Raw genomic sequence first — 12,724 nt, 5'->3', positions numbered from 1 at the left:
AAAACATACATGTTTGATGAATCCTAAACCAAAGCTCATTTATGCAATCTTACCGTCACAATAAGGAGTGGAGATGATGCATTATGATATCATTGGTGACATACACGGATGTTACGAAGAACTCCTCCAATTATTACACAAGCTCGGCTATTATTGGGAGCAAGAACGTTTCGTACATCCGAATAACCGCAAGCCTGTTTTTGTTGGTGATTTAACCGACCGCGGACCACAATCATTAAGTGTCATTCGACTCGTTTATCAATTAGTTATCAACCAGCAAAACGCATACTATGTCCCAGGAAACCATTGTAATAAACTTTATCGCTATTTCCTGGGAAATAATGTTCAAATCAATCATGGATTAGAAACGACAGTCGCTGAATATGAAAACCTAACACAAAAAGAACAAACTGACATCAAAGAGATGATGATCACTTTATACGAACAAGCACCTCTCTATCTTCAATTATCAGATGTTCAAGCTGTTGTAGCCCATGCTGGGATTCAAGAAAAGGATATTGGTAAGCAAAATAAGAAAGTAAAAACATTTGTCCTCTATGGTGACATAACTGGGGAAACCTGGGCAGACGGCAGACCCATAAGGCGAGATTGGGCGCAAAATTATGACGGTGACCAGTGGATTGTTTACGGGCATACGCCAGTACGTAACCCACGGTTCGTTCGGCGCACCGTGAATATTGATACAGGCTGTGTATTCGGTAATGCATTAACCGCTTTTCGTCTGCCGGAAGAAACAACTGTAAGTGTTCCTTCCCAGCAACCTTTTGTGAAGGAGAAATTTTCTTAAGAAATACTTACCCTCTACTTCATAGGAATTTTCGCATATCTGCAGGCAATGGCTGAGAAAACGTCATTTCCTCACCAGTTAGTGGATGGACAAAAGACAGATCGTAACAATGTAAAGCATGTCGATTCATCAATGTTTGATCGTCACCATATAAATCATCACCAAGTAAAGGATGACCTATATATGCAAAATGAACACGAATTTGGTGGGTACGACCCGTGCGAAGCTTTACTTCAACGAAGCTATATTTTTCTTCCTGCTTAATTACATGATAATCCGTCACCGCACATTTGCCATCTACGTGAACTTGTCGTTCAATAATTGATCCTGGTTTTCTACCAATGGGTTCATCAATGGTTCCTTGTGTCTGTGCCATGTGACCAGAAATACAAGCAAAATAGGATCGATGAATACGACCTACTTGTTGATCTTGAAATAAAATCGAATGACTGAGACGGTGCTTCGCAATCAGCATTAACCCCGACGTATCACGATCTAACCTCGTAACTAAATGAACCGTATAAGGGATGTGATGCTCTTGATAATACCCGAGAACCGCATTGGCCACCGTATACTCTCGATGTTTCGCTGAAGCATACTCGCCATATTTGGTGGTTTATTAATAACTAACACATCGTCGTCTTCATACACGATATCGATGGGGATGGATTGTGGTTTGAGCGATGGGCTTGGCGTCTCTTCCGGTAATTCAACACGGATGATATCTCCTACATGTATGTCGTGACGAACTGTGACATGCTCTCCGTTCAATAGCAATTGACCATGATGTTTAATCGAATGAAGTAGACTTCGCGAAACACCGATGACGTGTCGTAAATAATGACCGACGATCCGTGACTCGTGATGTTCTTCCACCTTCCACTGCATTTCTAGATCAACCTCTTTCATCTGAAATAAATGAGTCATGTACCCTTTTCCAAAAAGGAAATGCTCGGAATCGTGCAAAACGAATTTTTTCATCGGAGACTCGACATTCAATAGACTTGATATGGTCATATGTGGTTGTCTCGTGATCAATCGTAATCAAAAAACTTCGATCATGATAAAGTGGTTTTAACTCACATACATGATGATTCGGCAAAATAAGTGGTGAACCAATCGTACGAAATACGCGGTTATTAATGGACGCCATCTCGGTCAGTTGCAGTGCATTTAGTGACGGATGAATAATGGCACCGCCTAAGGCTTTATTATATGCGGTACTTCCTGATGGTGTCGAAATACATAAGCCATCTCCGCGAAAACGTTCGAAATGCGCTCCCTTTATTAAAACATCCATGACAACCGTTCCTTCAGCGGACTTTATTGATGCTTCATTTAAAGCTAAAAATTGCTGATAGTCTTCATCTTCTTCAGGATGAATTTTAATGTCTAATAAAGGATACTCAACAATTTCAAATGGTTTTTTGGCGATCGCAATAATTAATTTCTCGACTTCATCTGGTAACCAATCTGCGTAAAATCCTAAATGTCCTGTATGTATACCGATAAACGCCGTTTCCTTTAGGCGATGTTTGTAACGATGGAAAGCTTCTAAAAAAGTACCATCGCCACCGACAGAAATAACAATCTCAGGTGTCGTTTCATCATATACTAAGTCAAATTCCTGCAAATATTGCTTCATCCGTGCTTTAATTGCCTCAGACTTGGCATCACCCTTCGATGTAATGGCGTACTGCATGTCCTTACCTCCCTTTTAATCTTTGCGTTTGTTTGTATGAAATACACGTTGTGCTTCTTGGATCTCATCCTTGATCTTTGACATTTCCTCGTCTAATTGAAATGCTGCTTCTGCTGCTCGTTTTAACCGTGATTGCACTTCTTTTGGGATTTGATTTTCATATTTATAATTTAACGAATGCTCATTAGTCGCCCAAAAATTCATCGCTAATGTGCGAATCTGAATTTCAGCGATCATATGTTTCTCACCATAGATCGTCTCGACTGGATATCGAATAATCATATGATATGAACGATAACCACTACTTTTTTTATTTTGAATATAGTCTCGTTCTTCTATCACTTCAAAGTCATTACGTGATCGTAACCGTTCCACGATATCATATATATCATCGACAAATTGACACACCACTCGAACACCTGCAATATCTTGCAAATCAGTTTCCATTCGATCATGAGGGATTCGTTTTCGATTCATCTTCTCTTTTATACTTGCGACGGGTTTAACACGTCCCATCACAAACTCAATCGGTGAGTGATTTGAATCATACTCAAATTGCTCTCGCATGCCTTTTAATTTAATCTTTAATTCTTCTACCACCTGTGTATAAGGTGCTAAGAAAGTCTTCCAATCCATGTTTAGCACCACCTTTGTCAATCCTAATCAACAATATCTTACGTTTATTTTACCATATTTTCTCGTAAAAAACGTAGCCATGTATCTTTTTAGCAACCAGTTCTTTTGCATTTTTGCCTATGATCAATCACAATATAAAGGAACAATTACTCTTTTGGCTACATTGTCATATAAAAGGAGAAAAATCATGAGTCAGGAAATTGAAATTGAATTTAAAAATTTATTAACGAAAGACGAATATGCGCAATTATTGCAATATTTTAATGTGAGTGCAAATGACTTTATCGAACAAACGAATGATTACTTTGAAACGAAACAATTTGATCTAAAAACAAATCACGCAGCCTTGCGTATTCGCCAGAAAGAAGATAACTATCAATTAACATTAAAAGAACCAAACCCTGACGGTGCTGGTTTATTGGAAACACATTGTACGCTTACTGATCATGAGGCCGATCAATGGAAACAAGGTCACATCATTCCGAAGCCTAACATTGACACTCGACTCAAACACTTAGGCATTGCAAGTCATCAATTAACATATGGTGGCGCATTAATGACAAAGCGAGTAGAAATGGCCTATCATGATACAATAATTGTTTTAGATAAAAGTCAATACAATGGAAATGAAGACTATGAGCTCGAACTAGAAGCACGTGACGAAACGTATGGTCAAAGAATATTCACCAAACTGTTAGATGACTTTGCCATTCCTAAGAGAAAAACGCCGAATAAAATCGAACGTTTTTATCAATCCATGTAAACAGTTTTCCCACATCCCCCTCTGTTAAATAACAGTTAAACACCTATGGTATTGGGAAAATGTTACTCAATCAGATAAGTTGCTATTCATCAGATAACACTGTTACAATATAGTAACAAAATAATGAAGTTGATGAACATAATCAATGAAAGGCATGAAAAACAATGAGTGAACCGACATCTATTTATGAAGCGATTGGTGGCGATGAGAAGATCGAAGAATTGGTTGAGGCTTTTTATGATCGCGTTTCACAGCATCCTGATCTTATACCTATATTTCCAAGTGATTTTACCGAAGTGAAACGTAAACAAAAGCAATTTCTCACCCAATTCTTTGGCGGACCACCACTTTATATACAAGAACATGGACATCCGATGTTACGTAAACGACACTTACGGTTTCCTATTACTCCGACTAGAAGAGATGCATGGCTATTATGTATGGAAGGGGCATTAGATGAAGCAGAGATTGACGAACCGTACCGTAGTGCCATGTTTGAACGACTTACGTTAACAGCCAATCATATGATGAACACCACTGAAGATGACGAAGAGAAAGGAGAATTATTGTGAATTGGAAATTCTCTGGATCATGGCAATACCAAGATCGTAGTCGTCCAACACAATATCATTTCCTTGATGTATTAAAGAAACCGATCGAAATCTATGTCTTCGTTGATCCATTATGCCCTGAGTGTTGGTCATTAGAACCCTATTTAAAAAAATTATCGATTGAATATGGTCGCCTTTTTACAATTCGTCCCGTACTCACTGGGCAGTTAACGAACTTGCACAAAGATAAATTCGAACGCCCGCGTGAACTAAAAGATATCTGGGAGAAAACTGCAAGTCGAACGGGTATGAGTTGCGATGGAGACTTATGGATCGAAAACCCGATTCACTACCCATGGCTAACGTCTACCGCTATCAAAGCGGCTGAACTACAAGGGAAGAAAGCCGGAAAACTCTTTCTTCGTAAAGCCCAAGAATTAGCATTTTTACAAAAGCAAGATATTTCGAAAGAAGACGTATTAATTGATTGCGCCCAACAGTCTGGTTTGGATATGGAAGAATTTCAAGAAGATCTTTATTCCCATTCGGCAAAAAAAGCTCTACAATGTGATTTAAAAATTACGAAAGAGATGGAAGTGGATTACATTCCAACGATGGTCTTCTTTAATGAAGCGGATGAAGAAGCAGGGTTGAAAATATCGGGTATGTATCCTTACGACATCTACGTTAGAGTATTAAAGCAAATGTTACAAAAGGAACCATTACCTGCGAAAAAACCAAAGTTAATCGACTTTGTCTCACATTTTGATTTTGTGGGAACGAAAGAAATAGCGGTCGTCTATGATTGGACGGTTGAAGAAGCGGAGAAAGAAATGAAAAAATTACAGCTTAAACAACTGGTAGAAAAAGTCCCTGTGAAATTCGGACACTTTTGGCAATATGTAAAATAATATGACGCTTTATGGAAACTGGGACAAATTATTTTTGATGCATACCCGAATGTTACTGATCCATTTCAGCTAACATTCGGGTTGCTTTTTTCTTCTACTTCATTTGCTTGCATCATACTATGGTACAAACCGAATAACGAAGGAGGGAAAAGCTTGAACATCTTCTATATTTCTTTAATTGTTGTCGCTTTTGTGCTAAATCTTTTAGGACTCATGCGGTTCATTCCAATGGTACTTACAATACCTATGCTGTTTGTAACCATTTACTTATATATATTTCATGTTTATCATCGCAAACAATTCAAAGGATTTCAACGAATTGTTAACGACTAGAACTTTTCACCATTATGTTCTATTTTTCAGCAATTCTTCCATTTCGTTTAGTTTTTGTTCAAAGATTGTAAGTGCATTTTCTACAGGTGCTTTTTCAGTCATATCGACACCTGCTCGTTTTAATACTTCGATAGGATAATCGCTACTACCCGCCTTTAAAAAGTCAAGATAACGCTTGACAGCTGGTTCTTTTTCTTCAAGTATTTGAGACGCAAGTGATTGTGCTGCCGCATAACCAGTTGCATATTGATACACATAGTAATTGAAATAGAAGTGTGGAATTCGCGCCCACTCTAATCCGATTTCTTCATCAATCACCAAATCATTTCCGAAATATTTTTTATTTAAATCATAATAAAGTTCCGTCAATTTATCAGCGGTTAATGCTTCATCATCTTGTGCTAACAAGTGAATGTGATGTTCGAATTCAGCAAACATCGTTTGACGGAATACCGTGCCACGAAATCCTTCTAAGAAATGGTTTAATAGATACAGTTTTTCCTTCACATCATCGGTTTGTTCAACTAAATAATGATTCAACAAGGCTTCATTACAAGTTGACGCTACTTCAGCAACGAAAATCGAGTAATTTCCGTAGCGGAATGATTGATGATTGTGTGTGTAATAACTATGCATCGAGTGACCAAGTTCATGCGCTAACGTAAATAGGTCATTTAAATTACCTTGCCAGTTTAATAAAATATATGGATTGGTACCATAAGCGCCGGAAGAATAAGCACCGCTTCTCTTCCCTTTATTTTCTTCCACATCAATCCAGCGATCCTTAAATGCCTGTTCAACAACTTTTACGTAATCTTGACCAAGAGGTGCCAATGCGTTCAAAATCACTTCTTGCGCTTCTTCGTAAGTAAACGTCATATTGACATCCTTCACAAGCGGCGTATATAAATCATACATGTGCAATTCGTCTACATCTAATAATTGCTTTCTAAGCGATACATATCGTTGCAATAAAGGTAGCCCTTCATCAATCGCCTCAAGTAAATGGTCATAGACTTTTTCGGGAATGTTATTTTCATTTAAAGCTGATTGACGCGCAGAATCATAATGACGCTTTTGCGCAAAAAAATTGTTCTTTTTCACCACGCCTGAAAGCGTTGATGAAAATGTATTTTGAAAACGGCCGAATGTATCGTACATAGCTTTGAATGCATCTCGACGCACATTACGATCTTGGGACTCCAAGAAGTTGAGATACCTACCATGTGTTAAGTCGACTTCTTCACCATTTGCATCCTTAATCGTCGGAAACGTCAGATCCGCGTTATTAAGCATACTAAATGTTTGCGCAGGATTATCAGCAACGTCTGACACTTCTGCTAGTAACTCTTCTTCTTTTTCAGACAACACATGAGGACGCTGCCGGTTAATTTCATCCAATGTATGTTGATAAAATTGTAATGGCTCATAATTGTTAACGAATGATTCGAGCGTTTCCTCTTCCAGCTTGAGAATTTCTGGTGTAATAAAGCTCATCGCACTTGAAGCCTTCGTAATGAGATTCTCTGCCTTTGCATTCATCGCTTGATAAAACGAGTTGGTTGTATCTTGATCATTTCGCATATGTGCATACGTGTATAATTGACTAAGTCGCTCAGACACTTGATCCTGCAATTGGAGTAACTCATATAATTGTTCCGGTGATTCTTGTAATTTGCCTTGATACTGTTCAAATGTCGGTAACAGGGATTCAATCTCCTTGCGTTCCTCTTCCCATTTCTCATCTGTCGCAAAAATATCCTCTAATCTCCATTTACGTTCTTCTGAAACTTCCTCTCTTGTTGGCAATGACTTTTGATTCTTCGTCATGCAAATCCCTCCATACTCTTCACATTTTACCAATAGTCCTATTATAACTTATTTTGCCATCATTCATACAGCATCACGCCTTATCGTTATTGACTGTTGCTTTCGTACGCTTACCATTTGCTAACAAAGTGAAAAGATTGCGATCGGCTTCAATGGCAGCATCTATATGAGCATATGGTTTCTTATGATACGTTAATTGATACCGATTTCCTCTTTTCTTTACAACATGGATTTGATGGAGAATGTCCATATATTCAAGGAATGGATCTTCAGAGGCGTGTATCAGAGGAAATAAAGATGAAGAAAGTAATTGATTTTTTATTTTATGGCGGACGTTTTCAATTGATACAAAGGTGTTCCTCTTCAGCATTTGAAAGAACAGTTGAGATTGCCAGAGCCAGAGAGGATCTATCAATCGGTACTGATGTTTCAACGGCAGATAAATAAAGGCAGGAAGCGATTGAATCGTATATCCTTGTTGGTATAACCACTTTCGATATTGAATGTCCTTTTGTTGATAAAAAGGAGCAGGCCGATTACGCCAATGCTTTTTCTTTGTTAGCCAATAATCATATAAACGTTGCTGCTTCAACCAGTTCTGCGAGAATAAATCCCACACCGTAAGCTGATTCAAATGATATTCATGAATTGCTCCTATCGCTGTTGTTTGATTTGTAAAAATGAAATCTTGACATAAAGTGATGGTTTGTTGTTCTGGTGAGAAAAAATAGAGAGTTAATGGAAAACGTGAGTGGAATTGATGAATCATATGGCGAGCAAAGAAAGGAATTTTAACGAAATCAGCAGATAGCCGTTCTAACTGATTCGCCCCTACTATCCAAATCACTTGAATGTTTTGTTTCTGATAACCATGTGTTCGTTGGACAATGAGTTCTGTCGGCAATTTCGAACATTGTAACTCGATCGCTACTTGTTTGTTGCCTACTTGAAATAACAGATCAGGTCTTTGTTGAATCGTTGGTAAATAATGCTCAAGTGACACAGGGATCCTTTGCTGTTTTAACCATTCGTACAGCAGTAATTTGCCCGTTTCGTGATAAGAACTTTCCCCCTGCATTTGACATGGACTGATATGCCGATGTGCAAAATGCGGAATCATATGGTGTCCTGCTTTCACTTGTAGTGGCGCGTTACATTCTGGACAATAAAATGTTTCTTCGTGCCTAAGAGCTTCTATTTCTACTCTTGTCTTATGAAAAATCGTGACGAGCTCTCCTGCTTGATTTTTCGCTTGTAACAAAAAATCACACCTCCTTGTTTTGTCTATTCTTATATCTTCGACAAAGAGATGTGATTTCCTGCTTATTCTTCTGATTGTTCTGGAATCGAATGTTTAATGAAAAACGCTAAAATAAATCCAACAAAAGAAATGACACCTGCTACGATAAAGGAAACATTGACACCATGAATCATCCCTTGCATGCCTTCACTTGGGATCGCTTGGTTTGCCATAACAGATACAAGTAACGCTGTACCGATGGCACCAGACATTTGTCTCATCGTATTATTCATGGCGGTACCATGTGGCATCAAATGATCAGGTAGTTGGTTTAATCCTGCTGTTGTGACTGGCATCATAACCATTGCTACACCAAACATCCGTACAGCATTGACGATTGTCAAGTACAAGAATGTTGTTTCTGGTGTTAACATAGCTAACATAAATGTTGTTGTCGTTAACAAGAACAATCCAATCACAGCAAGCCACCTACCGCCAAACCGATCAAATAATCGTCCAGTAATCGGGTTCATTAATCCCATAATCGCCGCTCCAGGTAATAACATTAATCCTGATTTTAATGCGGTAAAGCCTAAATATTCTTGCATCATAATCGGTAAAATAATCGCACCGCCAATCATGGCTAAAAAGGCGATCATACCAATAACGGTTGCTAAGGAGAACATCCAATTTTTAAAAATACGGAATTCCAAAATCGGTTGTTCCAAACGCAATTGGCGAGTGATGAAAAATACGAGTGTAATACCACCGATGATTAACGGGATGTATACAATTGGGTTTAACCAACCTACATTCTCACTACCCGCTGAACTAAAGCCGTACAACAATCCACCAAAGCCAACCGTTGACAGAATGATTGACACTAAATCGACACGCGGAAACGTTCGCTTGGTAACATTGACTAAAATTTTGTAAGCTACAATGATATCGATAATAGCGATAGGTAAAACCACATAAAATAAACTTTTCCAGTGGAATTGTTCCACAAGCCAACCAGATAACGTCGGACCAATGGCTGGAGCAAAGGCGATAACGAGACCGAACATCCCCATCGCTGAACCCCTTTTATTAATTGGAAAAATTAAAAACATGATCGTTTGCATGAGTGGTAGCATAATGCCAGCACCGGCAGCTTGCAATATTCTTCCTGTCATCAAAATACTGAAGTTCGGCGCAATAGCACAAACTAACGTCCCTACTGCAAAGCTACCCATAGCAGTTAAAAACAACGCTCTCGTTGTAAACCGTTCAATTAAAAAAGCGGTAATAGGAATCATAATCCCATTAACCAGCATAAACACAGATTGTAACCATTGTGCGGTCGCAGGCGAAATATCTAAGCTACGCATGATATGCGGTAAAGCTGTGCCCAGTAAAGTTTGATTTAATATTGCAACAAAAGCACCTGAAATCAGCACAATCATTAACGTCGTCCGATTAATGGGTGGCTGATCTTGATCTATCTCGCTTGTAGACATATTACTCCTTCTTTCTATTTCTAAATTCAGCGTTTATTATGATAACATAACTATTTTGATTTACGAAATATTTAGCTTGTACAAAAATGTAACCTATATAGTTTATCTTAACTATAACACTGCAACCAAAAAATGAACTAGACAATCATAGAGATTGCCTAGTTATCGAGCGAAATATTCTCTTGTCTGTTCTAATGCATCTTGTTCAAAAATCGTCTTTCCGTATTCCTGAACGATGAACATAGTAACTGACGATTCATTACCATATTCTAAAATTTGACTAATTAAATCTTCTTGTTCATCATCGGTTAGTTCATCTTCATTATAGCTTGTGACTAACATGTATTGACCGTCATAATAATATAATTCGTCATGCATACCCTCAACCGGTTCGAATACGTGACTTAACTGAATCACATCTTCAAGTTCTTTAAAGTTTACGACGACTACAAAATCTTGACCTAAGTTTTGGTGGATGGTTTCGTCCTGTTTTTCGACAGAGCCAAACTTTTCCTCCAATAAAGACTCAATCTTGTCATCAACAGGCATATCTATCGTTTGACCTGATTCTGTCGGCAATTGTAAATTTTGTCCATCATTTGAAATTTGTGCTTTCGTAACAACAATTTCTAGACCTTTTTCTAAGGCTTGCACTTGAATCCATAATGGACCATCTATTTGAAAATCTTCGTCATTGTAATTCACTTCGTCCATCACTTGCCAAAATAATTGCTCACTTCTCTCGCGATTGTACCAAATTTCTTCTCGGTCAAAACCACGATCTTCAATATCCATGTAAGAGATGTAAAATTTAATGGTATTTTCATTAATCCGCTCAATCTCCATACATTAACTCTCCCTTCTTTATAAAAGAATTGGGTTGGAAGGGATCACCTTATACTCAACAAACCCTTATAAATAAATACCTGCATATACAATAATGATCGTGTGATATATATATTGTATGACAATGACAGGTTATTTGAAAACAAAAAACTTTAGAAAAATAAATTTCTTTTTATTCTAAGGTATTATTTATAAATTGTAGCTTATTCCAATCGATTTGTCACTAGATAAATTTCTTATTTTATATTATCTCAACATCCATAGGCAACATAAGCAGAAAAAGCAGATCTTTAATAGTAAGATCTGCTTTTTTTATTAATTCACTAAACGTTGAGCTTCTTTTAATTGAAATGTTCGTACAGTTCTTGGTAAGAAACGACGAATTTCATCTTCATTATAACCTACTTGTAATCTTTTCTCATCTAATATGATCGGACGTCTCAATAAACCTGGATTGTCTTGAATCAATTGAAATAGATCCTTGAGTGGCAATTGATCCAAATTGACATTTAATTTTTGAAACACTTTGGATCTCGTTGAAATGATTTCATCCGTTCCATCTTCAGTCATTCGTAAAACTTCTTTAATTTCATCTAACGTCAATGGTTCTGAGAAGATATTTCGTTCCGTAAATTCAATGTTATGTTCTGCCAACCAAGCTTTTGCTTTACGGCATGATGTACAACTTGGCGAGGTATAAAGTGTTACCATGTAACTTCACTCCTCATATTATATTAAAGATGGAAATTACTTTCACCTTTTATTACTTTAAAATAACTCTAATTTACTAACTATGTACTAAGTATACTATATTTAATGACTGAATGATAGAGTATAATGTGATTTTATTCACTTTTTACATAATTTATTACGTTTATCTTTTCCCACTCATAAACCATCATAAACATAAATTTTCATTTTTTTGATAATCAATTTCAATCCTATGTTTTCTTTTGATCTAACCGATGAAATATATTATCCACATCTCGGTCTTCATCATATGATAAAACTTCATCAACGGGTTGATATGATTTTCCGTATATCTCCTTATCCTTATATGTGTGAATATCCTCATACATTTGCTTCATTTGCTGATAAATTTCCTCTTCATTTTCACCCTTAGGTGACCAAAAGAGAATTTCTAACGTATTTGCTTCATCCGTCGCTAAAGACTTCCGTGTATAGCCGATCGACTCTGCATGGCGAAAACCTTCTTTTTGATAAAATTTCAGACGCTTTTTTGAATCAGAATCATGATAATCTAATGGTTCAACCTCTAATATAATCGGCTTTTCTTTTTGCTTCAATTGATCCAACAGTTGATGCCCAATCCCCTGACCACGTGATTGTTTGGATACATAGACATAGTCAATGAAAATAAATGACTGAAATTCTGCATACATCAGCACATGATATTTGCCTTCATCTTTATGATAGACATCTCCCTTTTCCTTTAACAAAAGATCAAGATGCTCTTTCGATTTCATTTCTTCCACTGGAAAGTACTGCTGCAACTTTTCATACCAATCCAATATTGTTTTCCCCCTTGTTCATTGAAAAACGTTGCCTCTACATCCATTATACCCTAACTTAAAAAAGATAATC

General features: G+C 37.3%; 15 protein-coding genes. 5 read left to right on the top strand and 10 right to left on the bottom strand.

Translation table 11 applies throughout. The features are described 5' to 3' along the window. The first annotated feature begins 76 nt into the window (after positions 1-76). Positions 77-808 carry a bis(5'-nucleosyl)-tetraphosphatase PrpE gene (gene prpE / locus J416_RS11685; RefSeq protein ID WP_003472219.1) on the top strand — a complete coding sequence of 244 codons (732 nt, stop codon included), beginning with the start codon at positions 77-79 and terminating at the stop codon, positions 806-808. A gap of 19 nt (positions 809-827) precedes the next feature. On the opposite strand, the gene J416_RS16325 is transcribed toward prpE, so the two are convergent. The 4 genes from J416_RS16325 to yjbM are packed head-to-tail and all read right to left on the bottom strand — an operon-like array spanning position 828 to position 3,146. Beyond that, positions 828-1,376 (bottom strand): RluA family pseudouridine synthase, encoded by a 549-nt coding sequence (locus J416_RS16325; protein ID WP_240407279.1) that lies wholly within the window; start codon positions 1,374-1,376, stop codon positions 828-830. After that, positions 1,316-1,696, bottom strand: a complete 381-nt coding sequence (locus J416_RS16320; RefSeq protein WP_003472215.1) for an RluA family pseudouridine synthase — start codon at positions 1,694-1,696, stop codon at positions 1,316-1,318. The genes J416_RS16325 and J416_RS16320 overlap by 61 nt, the downstream gene beginning before the upstream one ends. A gap of 7 nt (positions 1,697-1,703) precedes the next feature. Continuing rightward, positions 1,704-2,510 carry an NAD kinase gene (locus J416_RS11675; RefSeq protein WP_003472213.1) on the bottom strand — a complete coding sequence of 269 codons (807 nt, stop codon included), beginning with the start codon at positions 2,508-2,510 and terminating at the stop codon, positions 1,704-1,706. Positions 2,511-2,525: 15 nt separating this feature from the next. After that, a complete protein-coding gene (yjbM, locus tag J416_RS11670) occupies positions 2,526-3,146 on the bottom strand; it encodes a GTP diphosphokinase (RefSeq protein WP_003472211.1) in 621 nt (206 codons plus the stop codon). Positions 3,147-3,333: 187 nt separating this feature from the next. On the opposite strand from yjbM, the gene J416_RS11665 reads away from it, so the two are divergent. The 4 genes from J416_RS11665 (at position 3,334) to J416_RS11650 (ending at position 5,704) form a co-directional block, all read left to right on the top strand. After that, positions 3,334-3,909: a CYTH domain-containing protein gene (locus J416_RS11665; protein ID WP_003472209.1), complete on the top strand. Its 576-nt coding sequence runs from the start codon at positions 3,334-3,336 to the stop codon at positions 3,907-3,909. Positions 3,910-4,073: 164 nt separating this feature from the next. Beyond that, positions 4,074-4,481, top strand: a complete 408-nt coding sequence (locus tag J416_RS11660; RefSeq protein ID WP_003472207.1) for a globin domain-containing protein — start codon at positions 4,074-4,076, stop codon at positions 4,479-4,481. Continuing rightward, on the top strand, positions 4,478-5,371 hold the full coding sequence (locus J416_RS11655; protein WP_003472204.1) for a ClpXP adapter SpxH family protein: 894 nt from the start codon (positions 4,478-4,480) through the stop codon (positions 5,369-5,371). Before J416_RS11660 ends, J416_RS11655 begins: the two co-directional genes overlap by 4 nt. A 153-nt stretch (positions 5,372-5,524) precedes the next feature. Beyond that, a complete protein-coding gene (locus J416_RS11650) occupies positions 5,525-5,704 on the top strand; it encodes a hypothetical protein (RefSeq protein WP_003472198.1) in 180 nt (59 codons plus the stop codon). 12 nt (positions 5,705-5,716) lie between these two features. Here the strand turns inward: J416_RS11650 and pepF are convergent, their stop codons facing one another. The 6 genes from pepF to J416_RS11620 form a co-directional block, all read right to left on the bottom strand. Continuing rightward, on the bottom strand, positions 5,717-7,534 hold the full coding sequence (pepF, locus tag J416_RS11645) for an oligoendopeptidase F (RefSeq protein WP_003472196.1): 1,818 nt from the start codon (positions 7,532-7,534) through the stop codon (positions 5,717-5,719). 73 nt (positions 7,535-7,607) lie between these two features. Then, on the bottom strand, positions 7,608-8,795 hold the full coding sequence (locus tag J416_RS15160; RefSeq protein ID WP_003472194.1) for a competence protein CoiA: 1,188 nt from the start codon (positions 8,793-8,795) through the stop codon (positions 7,608-7,610). A 62-nt stretch (positions 8,796-8,857) separates the two neighbouring features. Beyond that, the gene (locus tag J416_RS11635) at positions 8,858-10,273 is read right to left on the bottom strand and encodes an MDR family MFS transporter (RefSeq protein ID WP_003472193.1); all 1,416 of its coding nucleotides are present in this window, start codon (positions 10,271-10,273) and stop codon (positions 8,858-8,860) included. A 162-nt stretch (positions 10,274-10,435) separates the two neighbouring features. Continuing rightward, positions 10,436-11,119: an adaptor protein MecA gene (mecA, locus tag J416_RS11630; protein ID WP_003472191.1), complete on the bottom strand. Its 684-nt coding sequence runs from the start codon at positions 11,117-11,119 to the stop codon at positions 10,436-10,438. Positions 11,120-11,434: 315 nt separating this feature from the next. Then, the gene (spxA, locus tag J416_RS11625; RefSeq protein WP_003472190.1) at positions 11,435-11,830 is read right to left on the bottom strand and encodes a transcriptional regulator SpxA; all 396 of its coding nucleotides are present in this window, start codon (positions 11,828-11,830) and stop codon (positions 11,435-11,437) included. 230 nt (positions 11,831-12,060) lie between these two features. Beyond that, on the bottom strand, positions 12,061-12,651 hold the full coding sequence (locus J416_RS11620) for a GNAT family N-acetyltransferase (protein WP_003472189.1): 591 nt from the start codon (positions 12,649-12,651) through the stop codon (positions 12,061-12,063). Positions 12,652-12,724: the final 73 nt, after the last annotated feature.

Origin of the sequence: Gracilibacillus halophilus YIM-C55.5, from assembly GCF_000359605.1 — a bacterium.
GTDB lineage: Bacteria > Bacillota > Bacilli > Bacillales > Amphibacillaceae > Gracilibacillus > Gracilibacillus halophilus.
Note: the sequence above shows the minus strand (reverse complement) of the source record. Positions and strands in the feature narration are given on the sequence as shown.

Coding starts and splice junctions, on each gene's coding strand:
- prpE (WP_003472219.1), top strand. CDS start 77: ATGCATTATGATATCATTGGTGACATACACGGATGTTACGAAGAACTC.
- J416_RS16320 (WP_003472215.1), bottom strand. CDS start 1,696: ATGCAGTGGAAGGTGGAAGAACATCACGAGTCACGGATCGTCGGTCAT.
- J416_RS11675 (WP_003472213.1), bottom strand. CDS start 2,510: ATGCAGTACGCCATTACATCGAAGGGTGATGCCAAGTCTGAGGCAATT.
- yjbM (WP_003472211.1), bottom strand. CDS start 3,146: ATGGATTGGAAGACTTTCTTAGCACCTTATACACAGGTGGTAGAAGAA.
- J416_RS11665 (WP_003472209.1), top strand. CDS start 3,334: ATGAGTCAGGAAATTGAAATTGAATTTAAAAATTTATTAACGAAAGAC.
- J416_RS11660 (WP_003472207.1), top strand. CDS start 4,074: ATGAGTGAACCGACATCTATTTATGAAGCGATTGGTGGCGATGAGAAG.
- pepF (WP_003472196.1), bottom strand. CDS start 7,534: ATGACGAAGAATCAAAAGTCATTGCCAACAAGAGAGGAAGTTTCAGAA.
- J416_RS11635 (WP_003472193.1), bottom strand. CDS start 10,273: ATGTCTACAAGCGAGATAGATCAAGATCAGCCACCCATTAATCGGACG.
- mecA (WP_003472191.1), bottom strand. CDS start 11,119: ATGGAGATTGAGCGGATTAATGAAAATACCATTAAATTTTACATCTCT.
- spxA (WP_003472190.1), bottom strand. CDS start 11,830: ATGGTAACACTTTATACCTCGCCAAGTTGTACATCATGCCGTAAAGCA.